Raw genomic sequence first — 16413 nt, forward strand, 5'->3', positions numbered from 1 at the left:
AATAATGGAGCGGGACACTAAAAATGTAAGGTAGGGGAGAGCATGAAAGGCTATTCAAAAAAAATGTTAGTAGGGGTAAGTTTTGCTAGTTTAATGTTAGGGAGTTTTCAAGGGGGAAGTTTGGCAGAAGATACTAAGGGAGAGCAAGTTTCTTATCGAAATGTGCTCAAAATGGAGCCAGTCGGTGTGCAACTACCAGTACAAGAATTAGCTCATTCATCGAAAGTGCTCGAAAGCAAGTCTTTTGAGAAAAGGCTACAATTCTCTGATTTATCACAAAGACCACCTGAGGTAAAAAAGGAAAGTAAGCAATTAGCTGTAGCGAAAACTTATACAATGGCTGAATTAAATCAATTAAGCAATCAGCAGTTAGTAGATTTACTTGTAACAATTGATTGGGAGCAAATTACGGGGCTATTTCAGTTTAATACAGACAGTCTGGCATTCTATCAAAATGATGATAGGGTGCAGGCGATTATTGATAAATTGAAGCAGCAAGGACAAGCCTATACGAAGGATGATTCAAAAGGGATTGAGACATTAGTAGAGGTATTACGTTCAGGATTTTATTTAGGATTTTATAATTCGGAACTTAGTAAATTAAATGAACGGAATTATCATGATAAATGCTTACCTGCATTAAAAGCGATAGCTAACAATTCAAATTTCAAGCTGGGTACATTAGAGCAAAATAGAGTGGTATCATCATACGGAAAGTTAATAGGAAACGCTTCGAGTGATGTGGAAACGATAACATCGGCTGCAAAGATTTTTAAACAATATAATGATAATTTTTCTACATTAGTAGATAATGTTTCAGCTGGAAATGCTATTTACGATATTATGCAAGGTGTTGATTACGACATTCAATCGTATTTGTACGATACGAGGAAAGCACCGAAAGATACAGTATGGTATCAGAAAATAGATAGTTATATTAATGAATTAAGTCGTTTTGCATTAATGGGAACGATTACAGCAAAAAACGGTTGGCTTATTAATAATGGCATTTATTATACAGGTAGACTCGGTACGTTCCATAGTACAGGAACGAAAGGGTTACAAGTTGTAACAGATGCGATGAAAATGTATCCGTATTTAGGGGAGCAATATTTCGTAGCTGCTGAGCAAATCGCGACGAATTATGGCGGAAAAGATGCAAATGGTAAAGTGGTGAATTTAGATCAAATAAGAGAAGATGGAAAGAAAAAATATTTGCCAAAAACGTATACGTTTGATGATGGGGCAATTGTTTTAAAAGCTGGAGATAAAGTGACAGAAGAAAAAGTAAAACGTTTATATTGGGCGGCAAAAGAAGTGAAGGCACAATTCCATCGTACGGTTGAAAGTGATCAACCTTTAGAAAAAGGAAATCCTGATGATGTATTAACGATGGTTATTTATAATAGCCCAGCAGAATATCAATTTAATCGTCAATTGTACGGATATGAAACGAATAACGGTGGTCTTTATATAGAAGGAACAGGTACGTTCTTTACTTATGAACGTACGCCAGAAGAAAGTATTTATAGTTTAGAAGAATTGTTCCGACACGAGTTCACGCATTACTTGCAAGGTAGATATGAAGTACCAGGGCTTTGGGGACAAGGGAAAATATATGAAAATGAAAGATTATCTTGGTTTGAAGAAGGGAATGCTGAATTTTTTGCAGGGGCAACGAGAACGGATAATGTTGTACCGAGAAAGAGTATTATAGGAGGATTATCTTCAAATCCAGTAGAGCGTTATACAGCAGAGCGAACGTTAAATGCAAAGTATGGAACATGGGATTTCTATAATTATTCCTTTGCTTTACAATCGTATATGTACAATAAGAGATATGATATGTTTGATAAAATACATGATCTTATTAGGAAAAATGATGTAACAGCATATGATGCATATCGCTCTACATTAAGTAAAGATGCGAATTTAAATAAAGAATATCAAGATTATATGCAAATGCTAGTTGATAATCGTGAGAAATATAACGTGCCATTAGTATCAGACGATTATTTAGCAAATCATTCATCGAAACCAGTTTCAGATATTGCGGCAGAAATAACGACGGAAGCAAAATTGAAAAATGTATCAGTGAAGAAAAATAAATCACAGTTCTTTAACACATTCACACTACAAGGAACATATACAGGAACTGCAGCAAAAGGAGAATATGAAGATTGGAAAACAATTACACAAAACGTTAATGATACGTTAAAACGTTTAAGTGCAAAAGAATGGACAGGCTATAAAACGGTAACAGCATACTTCGTAAATTATCGCGTGAATGCATCAGGACAATTTGAATATGATGTTGTGTTCCACGGTATTAATACAGAAGAAGGTGCAGAGAATAAAGCACCAGTTGCGTTTATAAACGGTCCGTATAGTGGAAATGTAAATGAAGCAATTTCATTTAAAAGCGACGGATCAAAAGATGAAGACGGGAAAATTACTTCATATAAATGGGAGTTTGGAGACGGTACTGTAAGTAATGAGCAAAATCCAACTCACGTATATACAAAAGAAGGAGCGTATACAGCGAAATTAACAGTAACAGACGATAAAGGAGCAACTAATACTGCTACAGCGACTGTAACTGTTCAAAAGAAAGAAGATAACAGTGTAGAAAAAGAACCGAATAACTCATTCCAAACAGCAAACAAACTGCAGTTAAATCAAGTTTTACGTGCTAGTTTAGGAAATGGCGATACAAGTGATTTCTTTGAAATTAATGTGGAGACTGCTAAAAACCTTCAAATTAACGTAACGAATGAAAATAATATCGGAATGAACTGGATACTTTATTCTGAAGCAGATTTAAATAATTATGTTACGTATGCTCAGCAACAAGGGAATAAACTAGTAGGTAGTTACTACACGTATCCAGGTAAGTATTATTTACATGTGTATCAGTATGGTGGGGGGACAGGGAACTATACGGTGGAAGTGAAGTAGTAAAAAGGGAGTTGCCTTTTTCAATAAATGGCACAAGGTCTGTACTTTAATGAAAAAACAACTGCAGGAAATGTCCCTAATGATAATAACAAATTAAGTATCGAGAGATATTATATTTACATTAAACCAATCTAATCAGTAAATGAGATAAGATCGATGAACTATTATTTCATCACGATGTAAGAAAAGTTATAAATATTAAGTGCGTTTCATGTAATTAAACTAAAGGATCAGAGTGTATCTGTAACAATAGATAAGCTCTGATCCTTATTATTTTTAATTAACGCACATGAATTTAAGATAATTAATAAGTAAGCTAACTAGCGGGATTCTTAAAATTCATTTATGTAATTAACTAAACAGAAAATTTTTATCACATTAGCAAGGGATACTAATAGAAAAGCGTGTCCCTTTACCTAATTCACTCTCTATCTCTATATCTCCGTTTAATTCTTTAATAATACTATAAGCAATCATAGTACCAAGCCCGGTTCCTTTTTCTGTTGTTGAATAGAATGGCAAAGCAATTCGTTTTATTTGTTGAGATGACATCCCAATTCCTGAATCAATAATATCAATTATGATATTTTCTTTTACTTTTTGTATATTTATTTGTAATAATCCACCATTTTTCATAGCCTCAATTCCGTTTTGGATGATGTTGTTTAGACAGAGTTTGAATTTTTCGGGGTCCCCATTTATATAAAAGGAATCTGTACTATTTTGTTTGATTTCAACTTTGTATGATAGAGCGAGTGGTGAAATAGTATCTTTCACCTGATTTAAAATGTGATTAATATCTATTTTCTCTTTTAGGGTGTTCTGTGATTTGGTTAAAGATAAATAGTTATTAATAGTAGATTGTATTTGCTGCATTTCAATTAACATGATTTCTAAGTACTGATCCTGAGATGGCTTAGAGGCATGTTTTTCATTTAATAATTGAGTGAATCCATGTACCGTGGTTAGTGGATTGTGGATTTCGTGTGCAATTGACGCTGCTAGTTCGCTAGCTATATAAAATTTTTCAGCCCGTTGTAGCTTTTCTTTCATTTTATATTTCTCGATCATTCCCTCTATTAAATAAACTGCTAATAATACTGTGAAAATATTAATGATTATGTAATTTAATAAAAATTCTATGAGAGTAGAGTCTATTTTCCCTCCTGTATTTATTTGAGTTACAATACCGCAAATAGAAAGTGAAGCTGTACATACTAAAATAAGGAGTAAGCTTAATAATACTTTTTTTTCTTTAACATACATAGGTAATAAGTAACGAAAGAGCATTGTTATACCAAAAATAATAGTAAAGATAATAAATGATGGAAGAACGCCATTTCCGCCTAAGTAAAACCGATAAGAAAGATATAAAATTCCTATAAAAACAATGTTTTTTGTATTTCCATATAGAAAAACTAATATTATAGGAATAAAACGTAAATCATAAATAAATCCCACATGTAAATGAAAAGGAAAAGTCATACAAAAAATAATAGCAATGGAGGAAAGGATAGAAAATAACATATTATTACATGTTGTTTTTTCTTTAAATTCTAGCCAAAATACGTGATAGCTAAGGATACAAATTATTATAATAAAGGTATTTAATAAAAGAGTAGAAATTCCCATAGTTTTGCATCTCCGATAGTTTGTAAGTAAAATTATGTATGAGTTGGACATAGATGTTTAGTATTAGTAGACTTTTTATCTAAAAAGGAAGGGTACTTGAAAAGTGTTGTTATATTACTTGTATTAAAATTGATAAGGAAAATAGAAAAAATCTATTTAAATTTATGTACATATGAAATTATAAACTAACTTTTTAATAGGTGAAATTTGGATTTAGTTACTGATAATATAAGATTTTTTTAAGTATGAATATTCTGTGAAAATGATATGCGTGGTGACTCCTGTTTTGTAGCCTTCGTTATATTAACATGGAATATATCAAATTACAAAGTGAAATTTTAGAAAAATTTTATTAGTACATTTTATCTGAAATAGAAATGCTATTTATTTGAGGATTTTGGTACTTAATCGTATAAAACTTTGTTAGAAAAAGACTTTAAAATTTACATTTTTTTTATGAAGCGTAATATTGTAGCTTTATCTATGTGGGTTTCTCAATAACCATTAAGGTGGAAAGGTAAGATATATAGATTTATAGATATGAATTATTACATAAAAACGCACTTAAAAAAGGATGTATGATTGTAATAGAATACAAACATCAAGGGGGAACTTAAAATGAAGTTAAATAAACTAGTGCTTAGTTGTGGAGTAGTTTCAGCATTAACACTGGGTGTGTTAGGGAATAATACTTATGCTGAAGAAGTACACAAAACGAATGATCCAATTCATGTAGTTGAACATGTTTCTGCAGACTTATTATTAACCCAAACAATGGATTATAGTGGAGAGGCTGTAACTTCTTTCGTATATGATGGGAGTACTGACTTAAGCTTCTCTATGAAAAATAATGGTCAAAATACAATGGGATATAGTGTAAAAGGTCCAAATACAGAGCTAATTGTTGGTGGTTATATAAAACCTGGAGAACAACAAATTAATGTTACAAATGTACGGAATGCTTTATCTCCATTACCGATTGGAACATATAAAATTTACGTTTCAAATGATGATGGTTCTAAGGGGAAATTCCAAGTTTCAGTAAGAGCTATGAATTAAAATTAAAACGCTTTGCTTTTAAGTTAATTTAATCTTTACTTATCGGAAAGAAGCTAAATTGAATTGAGAATTACCGATAAAAATGAAAACGAGCACCTTATCTAATTTGAGAGGGTGCTCGTTTTTTGTTATTAAACAGAAAACAATTACTTCCAACCACCTTTAAATATATTTTGATATTTCCATCGCTAATCTACTAGTTTGTATTAACGAGAGAATGTCTACTATAAAAGATATTAAAATAAAGATGATGTAACATTCAGCTAAATTATATGGGGAATAGAAAAACCCCCCTTATATGAGTGGTTTTTAGTAATTATTTTTAGGTTATACATTTAAAATTAGGCTAAGTTATAGAAATAATAAACATTTAATCCCGCATTAACTGGCAGTAAGACCCCCACCTCAAAATTTAGCGGAAGCAAAGAAGTTAGGTGGGGATCAACTGCCAGTAAACGCCCGATTGGTTCAACTAATAATCAGTGGGGGATGAACAAAACCCCCACTGATTAAAGTTTCACTTTATCCGTTGTTATTATTTTGGTTCTGGATAATGATTGTAGTATGAGATTCTAATAAATTCTTGGTAGACATTTGTTAATTTGGCATCTCTAAGAGCATCGTTGAATTTTTGCATACGTACACTACCTTGAGCGTAGCCTCCACCTGGAGTATAAGGGTTTCTAGCTTCAAAGTCATCTAAAAATACTTTTAATTTTTTATAGTCTTGAGATTGATAGAAAGTCACGGCCTCTTCAGGAGTGACATCAAAGTAAGAGGATGATGTCGAGTTATAAGAAGCTGCTTGAGCAGTAGGTGCCTCTAGCATAGTTGCAGCTCCACCGAACATAGTAAGCGCCATAGAAGATACAATAATTTTTTTGAACATAATAAAACCTCCATGTAGAATATTGGGTTAATAGTAATCATGTAATCATTATAGTTACATTGAAAATGATTATCAAATGCAATGTTGCATAATGTATCCCGCTATTTGTGGGCAGTAAGACTCCAAAAAAAAATCAATGAAAGCAGAGAAGTTAGGTGGGGATCGGGCTGAATAAAGTTTTACTTTATTCTTTGAATGAAGAGTCACCCTTATATCTAAATGAAGGAGCGTAATAGAGAATTAATAGATTAAAAGAGGTGTATAAATTACGCAGATTAACAAGAAAATGAAAAGGCTATTTTTAATAGGGGAAAGCTTAATAGAAGATTAATAACTGGAGCAAAGGAATTGCTATTTATATATTTAACATACATATTTGTATTTTAAATTGTAGGCGTGTTTTAGAATTTGTATATAGTAAATTCGTTAAAAAACTTGATAAATAATAAAATGTGTAAATTTTTTGACTATTTCATTAAAATTATTTAATATTTGTAATTTATTGTTTTATAATGATAATCGGGTCGATCGTGAATGTTTTAGATATTGCGATATATACTCGGATTAATTTATTCTAGGGAGGTTACAAAATTGGGTAAGAGAGTCATTATAAGAGTTTTTACATTATTATCAGTACTGGCATTATTCCTTAATGTATTTTTACCTAGGGCTAGTGCAGAGGTTATGACGCATGAGAAATATTCAATGGACTGGAGTTATAGTAATAGTCTAGGTAAGTACATTCGAACTGAATTTATTAAAAATTCAAGTGGTCAAATTGCTTATTGCTTAACTCTTGGATTAAAATCACCAAATGGTGAAGATCTTCCTGAAATGGGGGAAACAGATAATGTAGTATATAGAGTCTTATTAAATGGTTTCCCGCAAAAAAGTATAGAACAGCTGGGAGTAGCTAATAAAAATGAGGCGCATTATGCAACGCAACTTGCGGTTTGGAATGCATTAGGTCAACTCGATGTAAATGAATTAAAACATGAGAATAAAAATGTTGAAAAAGCAGCTAAGGCTATTATTAGTAATGCTAACAATAGTGAAGAGACTCAAGATGTTTTTATGAATGTGATTCCTGCTGAAAAGCAACAAGCAGAATTAAAGGGTGAATTCTTCGAAACAAATCTATATACAGTACAAACAAATGCTAAGAGTGGTTCTTATAAGGTAGTAGCGAAAAATGCACCTAATGGAGTTAGAATTGTTAGTGAAAATGGAGAAGTGAAAGATCAGCTTTCAGTTGGAGAAAAATTTCGTATCCAAATTCCTAAGAATACAAAAACGGGTGAATTTAATTTAAGTGTTGCTGCTAATTTAACTAAAGTTCAAGCAATTGCTTACCGTGGTACGGATACTGTTCAGAATGCTACAGTACTATTAGAAAGAAATGAAGAAAAGCTTAGTAGTGATCTTGCAGTAAACTGGGAAGCAGCTGGTTCTTTAAAAATTAAAAAGGTTGGAGAAAATGGAGAAGTTTTAGCTGGTGCAGTATTTGAGGTCTTTAATGCAAATAATGAATCAGTTGGAAAAATCACGACTGGTGCTGATGGTATGGCAGAATTAAACAACTTACCAATTGGTACTTACACATTAAAAGAAATTAAAGCACCAACAGGCTATGTTTCAGATGATAAACCACAAACTATTGAAGTTAAGACAGGAGAAACAGGAGCTGTCCAAATAGTAAATAACAAAGTAAAAGGTAACATCGAAATTAAAAAGCTTAGTGATTCAGGAAAGGTTTTACCAAATGTTGAATTCACAGTCTTCACTGAAGATGGTAAAGAAGTGAAAAAAGTAGTAACAAAAGAAAATGGAATTGCAAACGTTGAAGGTCTTACGTATGGTAAATATTATTTCTTAGAGACACAAACACCTAATGGATATATTGGAAATAAAACAAAGTATCCTTTTGAAATTAAAGAGCACAATAAAACACTTACTTTTACAGTGGAAAATACAGAAGTAAAAGGTAGTGTAAAATTACTTAAAGTAGATAATGAAGATATTAGTAAAAAATTAGAAGGTGCAGAATTCGAGCTAAAAGATGCAAGTGGAAAAGTAATTGGTGAATATAAAACAGATAAAAATGGTGAAATTAACGTCAAAGATTTAGCGTATGGTAAATATTCATTTGTAGAAAAGGCTTCTCCAAATGGTTATGTTCTTGTTAAAGAACCGATTATGTTCGAAATAAAGGAGCATGGAAAGATTATTGAGTTATTGGCAGTTAATCATCTTATCAAAGGTGAACTAGAAATTACAAAGGTAGATGTAGCTGATGGAAATAACAAGCTTCCAAATGCAGAATTTACGATTTATAACGAAGCAGGAAAAGAAGTAGTAAAAGGAAAAACAGACGATAAAGGAATCGCTAAATTTGAAAAGTTACCATTTGGAAAATACACATATAAAGAAACTGTTGCACCAAAAGGTTATGTATTAAATGAAGAAACGTTCTCTTTTGAAATTAAAGAGAATGGTCAAATCATTAAACACATTGTCAAAGATGAAAAGATTCCTTCAATAAAAACAACAGCTACTGATAAAACAGATGGTACAAAAGAAATGCACACGTCTAAGTCTGTAACAATCCAAGATAAAGTGGAATACAAAGATCTACAAGTAGGTAAAGAGTACACTTTAAAAGGGAAATTAATGAATAAAGAGACTAATAAACCATTAGTTGTAAATGGTAAAGAAGTAACTGCTGAAACGAAGTTTACACCAAAAGAAGCAAATGGTTCTATTACACTAGATTTCACTTTTGATGCAACTGGTTTAGAAGAAAAAGAAGTAGTAGTATTCGAAGAGTTACTGAAAGACGGAAAAGTTGTTACGACACATGCTGATATCAATGATAAAGGTCAAACAGTTAAGTTCGTTAAGCCATCAGTAAAAACGAAGGCTACAAACAAAGCTGATGGTGGAAAAGAGATTCATTCAAAGGATTCTATCACTATTCAAGACAAAGTGGAGTATACTAACTTAGTTGTAGGTAAAGAGTACACTGTAAAAGGTAAACTTATGAACAAAGCTATTAACAAACCATTATTAATTGATGGAAAAGAAGTAACAGCTGAAACGAAGTTTACTGCAAAAGAAAAGAACGGTTTTGTAACATTAGACTTTACTTTTGTTGGTGCTGAACAGCAAGGAAGAGAAGTAGTCGTGTTTGAAGACTTATTACATGAAGGGCAAGTAATTGCAACTCATGCTGACATTAACGATGTAGGTCAAACAGTTCGATTTGTAGAACCTTCTATTAAAACGACAGCTACAAATAAAGCTGATGGTTCTAAAGAGTTAGACGCTTCTAAATCTGTAACAATCCAAGATAAAGTGGAATACAAAGACTTAATCGTGGGTAAAGAGTACGTTGTAAAAGGTAAACTAATGGATAAAGCAACAAACAAGCCATTATTAGTTGATGGTAAAGAAGTAACAGTAGAATCTAAGTTTACTGCTAAAGAGAAGAATGGTTCTATCACACTAGATTTCACATGTAATGCTTCTGCATTACAAGGTAAAGAAGTAGTAGTATTTGAAGAACTGTATCAAGATAATATATTAGTAGCTATTCACGCTGAAATTGAAGATAAGGGACAAACAGTGAAATTTAAGGAGGTAAAGCCGGAACAACCTAAACCAGAACAGCCGAATTCGGATGAAAATACTCCAACACCAGAGCAACCTAACGAGCAAGTAAAGGAACAACCACAACCTAAGAAAGAAATTCAATCTCAAATTGGGTGGTTACCGCAAACAGGTACTAATCTTACAAGTTGGATCTCTATGGCTGCAGGCGCATTACTGTTAATTGTGGGTGGAGTTATTTTCTTAAAACGTAAAAATGCATAGAAATTAAAAATAAGCACATCTGTTTTTATAACAAGATGTGCTTATTTTTATCATTTTAGCCAAGAAGACTCCTATATTTAAGTCTGAATGGCATTTAAAATAGCAAATTTATTTGTAGTAAATAATACATAATTTTGTTTTACTGTTTTAATTAAAATACGGTCTGTTGTCCCATAAGCTGTTCCAATACGTATTACATCTACGTCTTCAACACCAGCATAGGTAGCATCTTCGGTAACCTCAATCACATCACGTAATGGAATTGTAATCTCCGCCAATTGCCATGAAATAATTAACTCTTCATTTGTTTTTTTTACATTAATGCCTAGCATTATACCAAGACCCTTCAATAATAATATGCTACACTTTTAATCTTATTATATAAATTTTTAGATTTTTTATCTATATGTAGGAATAGAATTTATTTATATTTGTGAGCATCTTAATGATGTCAAACAAATAGAAGGATATACAGTCTTTCTATTAGGAAATATGTTAAGAACAAAAGTTCACTTCAAATTAATATGAATTTGATATGGTTGAGATATTATGAACGAGAAACCGTAAGATTTGCAGGAAGGAAATGAATAATGAGACTTAAATTAGTAGGGATTTTCAGTTGTGTAATTATGATGTTAGGTATTTTTATAATTTACACCAATCAATCTATTGGTAAAGAACCAGATAAGACGAACTATGAATCTCGTGAAAACTCCATAAATAAAGAGAAAGATAGTAGAGGAAAAGGGCAATCAAAATACAATGAAAGTTCTTTTGCTAGTATACAGGCTGTAGTTAATAAGGAATATGGATTACCCGAAGACTATAAACCAGAGGATTTAGTTGTACCAAATGTACCATTCGCATTTAGTGGAACGGTAGAAAAGAGCCACCTCCGTAAAGAGGCGGCAGAAGCACTGGAAAAGTTATTTGATTTAGCAAAGCAGGAGGGGATTCAGTTAAATGCTGTTTCGGGATTTCGTTCCTATGACTATCAACAACGACTGTATGCAAACAATGTGAAAAGAAAAGGACAAGAGCATGCAGATCGCTTCTCGGCAAAACCAGGACATAGCGAACATCAAACAGGGTTAACAATGGATGTTTCTTCTAAAAGTGCGAACAATGAATTAGAGCTATCCTTTGCTAATACGAAGGAAGGAAAATGGCTGAAAGAAAACGCGCATCGTGCAGGGTTTATCATTCGTTATCCTAAGGGGAAGGAAAGTATTACAGGTTATGCATATGAACCTTGGCATATTCGCTATGTAGGAGATATTGCTGAAAATATATATGAACAAAAGCAGACTTTAGAAGAATACATGAATCTATGAAAATAGAATTGAAGAATTAAACGGGCTATCAATAGACGTGAGATTGTAAAAGGCAGGGATATAAATTAAGGTGTTTTTAAATTTTTTTGGTGAAGAGGGAAGGTATCCCTCTTCTTTTTTCATTCCTTGTAAAATTTGAGGATGTCTTAAGAGAGTGAAAAGATGGATTGTGTGGGTGTATTAATAAAGGCTACTTTCGGTGGTTTCTAGAGATGTTTTTGAGGGAATCCAATATTATAAGTTGTAGTATTCATTGCAGCAATTGACTATATTATAGGAGCATTCACGTTGGGTTATAACAGAGAATTATAGAGTAAAGTAGGATTCAAAAGCATTGTTAAAAATGTGGTTGTTATAAGTTATTTTCCTATCAAAACAATTAGTCTTTGTTCAAAATTTAAGATTGTTATTTTATTATATCTAGTAACTATTTATATTATTTAATAATTACTTGATTTACTATTAAGGTGGTTATCTTACAAAATTGTAAGGTTATTTTAATTGACACTCGTATGTATAAGTAACTATACTGGTTACACAATGTTGGTGAGTATATTTAATAATCTTTATCTATAAGTGTATGTCCGAGGATTATTTTTGGAGCAATAGTCCGATTTTAAATTGATTATCTGCTATATAGTAATATAAACAACTTAATCTATTCTTTATTCAAGGTCGTATTATTTAAAGATTAATTATAAATGATATATTTACCAAATTGTAATAACTTGATAGAGGTGTTACATTTTGAAATACAAATTAATTGCTACAGGAATTCTTGCTGGAAGTCTATTATCCTACTCATCTAATACATTTGCAAATACTCATAAGTTCCCAGATGTTCCTGCATGGGCGGACAAATCCGTTAATTATTTAGTTAATAAACAGGTATTGAATGGCTATCCAGACGGAACGTTCGGTTCAAATGACTCATTAGACAGAGCTTCGGCTACAAAAATTATGACAAAAGTTTTAGGTATACAAATTGACTCTAATGCAAAACCATCATTTACAGATTCACAAAACCACTGGGCTACTCCGTATATTGCTGCTGCTGAAAAAGCTGGTATTGTTAAAGGTGAGGGCAATGGGATCTTCAATCCATCCGGAAAAGTAACTCGCGCTGCTATGGCTACGATGCTAGTAAATGCATATAAACTACAAAGCGCAGCAAATCATAATGAGCAGGTTAAATTTGAAGATTTAAAAGGGCATTGGGGAGAAAAATATGCCAATATTTTAATCAGTTTGAAAATTTCCAATGGTACTGAGAACGGTTGGCAACCAAATAGATTTATAACACGTGCTGAAGCTGCTCAACTTACTGCAAAAACAGATATGATGCAACATCGTTCCAAAAATCCATTAGAAAGTAAAACAATCATTATTGATCCTGGACATGGTGGCGAAGATCCTGGGAAATCCACAAAGGGATTACCTGAAAGTAAGATTGTACTAGACACTTCTTTACGTCTACAACAATTACTTGAAAAGCATACACCATTTACAGTTTTATTAACTCGTCAATCTGATAATAGACCAGGACATGATCAAAAAAGTTCTTTACAGGAACGTGTTAAATTTGCTAAGAAAAATCAGGGTGATATCTTTATAAGCGTACATGCAAATGCTTTTAATGGTAATGCAAAAGGGACAGAAACATATTACTATAAATCTTCTAAATCCGAAAAAACAAATCCTCATGTGGAAGAAAGTCGTGTTTTAGCAGAAAAAATTCAAACACGTTTAGTAGAGGCACTTCAAACACGAGACAGAGGAGTTAAACATGGAGACCTTCATGTAATAAGGGAAAATGACATGCCAGCTGTGTTGACGGAACTGGCGTTTATAGATAATGGTATTGATTACAGTAAATTATCTACGGAAGATGGCAGACAAATTGCAGCAGAAGCCATTTATGAAGGAATTTTAGATTATTATGAATGGAAAGGAAATAATGTATCTGAATATAGGCTGTAATAAGTAATTGAAAATATAGTAATTCTCGAAATGAAGAATTCTATAATTTTTTTGTGTTTTTTTAAACAACAATTTTAAATTTGTATTTAAAATTGTTGTTTAAATCGTTATTTTATGTTTAAATAATGTTGATAATAGTTATCAATAATAGTGAGAGGAAGATTAGTGAAACAGGTGTTTTTAGTTAGTGTCATAAAAGTTAATGAATTTCTATATTGTATGGCTATGAATCTATCTCTATTTTTGTGAACTAGAAATAATATATTTATATCTTTTAAATGTTTAAGAAGGAGTGGCTGTCTGTATGAAAAAAGCAAAAGAAATAGCTAAATGCGTTGCGGTAGCGTCCGTTATTATGTCTGGATCATTTAGTTTACAAGCAACATCTGCATTTGCAGATTCTAAAGGAACTGTAGAAAATCTTCAAAATGGTGGGAAGGTCTATAATAGTTTTAAAACTACTTATGACATGAAGCAGAATATCAAAAATTCGATAAAGGTTTCTTTTATTGAGGATCCTTACGCAGATAAAAAGATTGCAATTGTTACCACTGATGGTAGTAATATAGATGCTAAATATACAGTTAATAGCGGGTACTATAACGCAGGCTTAAAATGGCCATCAGCTTATCATACTGAAGCAGAAATAACAAGTGGTGATAGTGCTCAATTCCATAAAGCTGCCCCAGTTAATACAATGACTTCAGCAAAGGTCACTTCTGAGGTAGGGTATACACTTGGTGGAAGTGTTAAAGTAGGAGTAAATGATAAAGGGCCAAATGCCGATGCAAGTATCACAGGTAGCTTTGCTTGGAAAGAAAGTGTATCTTATGATCAAGTAGATTATAAAACGGTATTAGAGACTCACACAGATAAAAAATTAAATTGGAAAGTAGGATTCCAATCATTTAATTTCCCAGAGTGGGGAATTTATAATCGTGATTCATTCAATACTTTCTATGGTAATCAACTATTTATGAAATCACGTAGTTATAATGAAGGAACGAATAATTTTGTTTCAAAAGATACAGTACCAGCTTTAACAGGATATGGTTTTTCTCCAAACGTAGTAGCGGTTATTACTGCTGATAAAACAGAAACTACATCAGATTTAAAAATAACAAATCGTAGAATTTCAGATCAGTACAATATTGAGTGGGTAAGTTCAAAATGGTGGGGAACAAATAATAAAGATACATATAATGAATTCTTTACGAACCACTATAAATTAGACTGGAAAAACCATCAAGTTACTCTTGATAACCAAAAAGCCCTTGAAGAACAAATGAATAGTATCAACAGCGTGAATGATAAACTTAACAAAGGAAAAGGGAAATTATCTCTTTCAATGAATGGAAATCAACTCAAAGCTACGTCTAGCAATGCTGGTTATGGTATCAGTTATGAAGATAAAAATTGGGGTATCTTTGTAAATGGTGAAAAGGTCTATACTTTTAATGAAAAATCAACTGTAGGCAATATATCTAATGATATTAACAAATTAAACATTAAAGGACCTTATATCGAGATTAAACAGATCTAGTCAGAAAATGATGGACGATTGATGGATAATTATCTCATCAAGATACGAGTATACTAGTTTATCCCGCATTAACGGGCAGCCCGATTGGTTCAACTAATAATCAGTGGGTGATGAACAAAACCCCCACTGATTAAAGTTTCACTTTATTTTAAATCTATATAATGTAATGAAAGGACCAAAGTTTATCTATAAAATGGATAAACTTTGGTCCTTATTATGTTTTTATTCGCACACGAAATTAAGATGAAATTAGATGTTTTTTGTCTATTCTTTTACTCAATTAGAAAAGAGCGTAAAGTATTTGAAAGCTATTGATGCTACACAAGGGGATATTGTTTAAAGTAATCAGAACTTCATCGGTTGTTAAGTTACCACTTTAAATATATAATTAAATTTCATTAAAAAGATACTCTATTCAAAGTCCTTATTGGGTTTTTGAAGTGAAATATATACTATTTGAGGTGTGTGAAATGGGGAAATCTCGAGAGCAGACGATGGAAAATATCTTAAAGGCTGCTAAGAAAAAATTTGGAGAGCGTGGCTACGAAGGTACGAGCATACAAGAAATCGCAAAAGAAGCGAAAGTGAATGTTGCTATGGCTTCTTACTATTTTAATGGGAAAGAAAACCTATATTATGAGGTATTTAAGAAATATGGTCTTGCTAATGAGCTACCCAATTTTCTTGAGAAGAATCAATTTAAACCTATCGATGCCCTTAGAGAATATTTAACGGTTTTTACTACACATATAAAAGAGAACCCTGAAATTGGATCATTGGCATATGAGGAGATTATTAAGGAAAGTGCACGATTAGAAAAGATTAAACCGTATTTCATAGGTAATTTTGAACAGTTAAAAGAAATATTACAGGAGGGTGAAAAGCAAGGAGTTTTTCATTTCTTCTCTATAAATCATACGATACATTGGATCACTTCTATTGTTTTATTTCCCAAGTTTAAAAAGTTTATTGATTCTTTAGGGCCAAATGAAACGAACGATACAAATCATGAATGGATGCCAGAAGACTTAGTGGACAGAATTGTTACTGCATTAACAGATAAACCTAACGTGTAAATTATTCAGTATTTACGAATTCTATTATTACTATTTAAAGCCTAATTTCTCAATGTATTGTAGAGAAAT

10 protein-coding genes are annotated in these 16413 nt (G+C 32.0%); 7 read left to right on the forward strand and 3 right to left on the reverse strand.

All coding sequences use genetic code 11. From position 1 onward, the window contains the following. Positions 1–42 precede the first annotated feature (42 nt). Complete coding sequence (gene colA / locus C4S65_RS03115) at positions 43–2958, forward strand: collagenase ColA (protein WP_000679511.1); 2916 nt, start codon at positions 43–45, stop codon at positions 2956–2958. Between the two features lie 378 nt (positions 2959–3336). On the opposite strand, the gene C4S65_RS03120 is transcribed toward colA, so the two are convergent. Beyond that, the gene (locus C4S65_RS03120) at positions 3337–4590 is read right to left on the reverse strand and encodes a HAMP domain-containing sensor histidine kinase (RefSeq protein WP_000513026.1); all 1254 of its coding nucleotides are present in this window, start codon (positions 4588–4590) and stop codon (positions 3337–3339) included. Positions 4591–5208: 618 nt separating this feature from the next. Here C4S65_RS03120 and C4S65_RS03125 point away from each other — a divergent pair. Next, complete coding sequence (locus tag C4S65_RS03125; RefSeq protein ID WP_000773521.1) at positions 5209–5649, forward strand: hypothetical protein; 441 nt, start codon at positions 5209–5211, stop codon at positions 5647–5649. A gap of 535 nt (positions 5650–6184) precedes the next feature. Here C4S65_RS03125 and C4S65_RS03130 read toward each other — a convergent pair. Continuing rightward, positions 6185–6538, reverse strand: a complete 354-nt coding sequence (locus C4S65_RS03130; protein ID WP_086407529.1) for a hypothetical protein — start codon at positions 6536–6538, stop codon at positions 6185–6187. Positions 6539–7129: 591 nt separating this feature from the next. Here C4S65_RS03130 and C4S65_RS03135 point away from each other — a divergent pair. After that, a complete protein-coding gene (locus C4S65_RS03135; RefSeq protein WP_000520152.1) occupies positions 7130–10411 on the forward strand; it encodes a VaFE repeat-containing surface-anchored protein in 3282 nt (1093 codons plus the stop codon). Positions 10412–10488: 77 nt separating this feature from the next. On the opposite strand, the gene C4S65_RS03140 is transcribed toward C4S65_RS03135, so the two are convergent. Further along, the gene (locus tag C4S65_RS03140; RefSeq protein ID WP_000900692.1) at positions 10489–10743 is read right to left on the reverse strand and encodes a hypothetical protein; all 255 of its coding nucleotides are present in this window, start codon (positions 10741–10743) and stop codon (positions 10489–10491) included. Between the two features lie 258 nt (positions 10744–11001). On the opposite strand from C4S65_RS03140, the gene C4S65_RS03145 reads away from it, so the two are divergent. From C4S65_RS03145 to hlyIIR, 4 genes are all read left to right on the forward strand, one after another. After that, positions 11002–11745 (forward strand): M15 family metallopeptidase, encoded by a 744-nt coding sequence (locus C4S65_RS03145; protein ID WP_086407528.1) that lies wholly within the window; start codon positions 11002–11004, stop codon positions 11743–11745. A gap of 747 nt (positions 11746–12492) precedes the next feature. After that, on the forward strand, positions 12493–13725 hold the full coding sequence (locus C4S65_RS03150) for an N-acetylmuramoyl-L-alanine amidase (protein ID WP_061667738.1): 1233 nt from the start codon (positions 12493–12495) through the stop codon (positions 13723–13725). Between the two features lie 304 nt (positions 13726–14029). Next, entirely contained in the window at positions 14030–15268 is a 1239-nt protein-coding gene (gene hlyII / locus C4S65_RS03155) for a hemolysin II HlyII (protein WP_061667739.1), read from the forward strand. Positions 15269–15738: 470 nt separating this feature from the next. Beyond that, positions 15739–16344 carry a hemolysin II regulator HlyIIR gene (gene hlyIIR, locus C4S65_RS03160; protein WP_000520486.1) on the forward strand — a complete coding sequence of 202 codons (606 nt, stop codon included), beginning with the start codon at positions 15739–15741 and terminating at the stop codon, positions 16342–16344. The last annotated feature ends 69 nt before the right edge of the window (positions 16345–16413 follow it).

The organism is Bacillus sp. ok061 (assembly GCF_900108285.1).
Lineage (GTDB): Bacteria > Bacillota > Bacilli > Bacillales > Bacillaceae_G > Bacillus_A > Bacillus_A thuringiensis_S.

Coding starts and splice junctions, on each gene's coding strand:
- C4S65_RS03145 (WP_086407528.1), top strand. CDS start 11,002: ATGAGACTTAAATTAGTAGGGATTTTCAGTTGTGTAATTATGATGTTA.
- colA (WP_000679511.1), top strand. CDS start 43: ATGAAAGGCTATTCAAAAAAAATGTTAGTAGGGGTAAGTTTTGCTAGT.
- C4S65_RS03125 (WP_000773521.1), top strand. CDS start 5,209: ATGAAGTTAAATAAACTAGTGCTTAGTTGTGGAGTAGTTTCAGCATTA.
- C4S65_RS03130 (WP_086407529.1), bottom strand. CDS start 6,538: ATGTTCAAAAAAATTATTGTATCTTCTATGGCGCTTACTATGTTCGGT.
- C4S65_RS03140 (WP_000900692.1), bottom strand. CDS start 10,743: ATGCTAGGCATTAATGTAAAAAAAACAAATGAAGAGTTAATTATTTCA.
- C4S65_RS03120 (WP_000513026.1), bottom strand. CDS start 4,590: ATGGGAATTTCTACTCTTTTATTAAATACCTTTATTATAATAATTTGT.
- hlyIIR (WP_000520486.1), top strand. CDS start 15,739: ATGGGGAAATCTCGAGAGCAGACGATGGAAAATATCTTAAAGGCTGCT.
- hlyII (WP_061667739.1), top strand. CDS start 14,030: ATGAAAAAAGCAAAAGAAATAGCTAAATGCGTTGCGGTAGCGTCCGTT.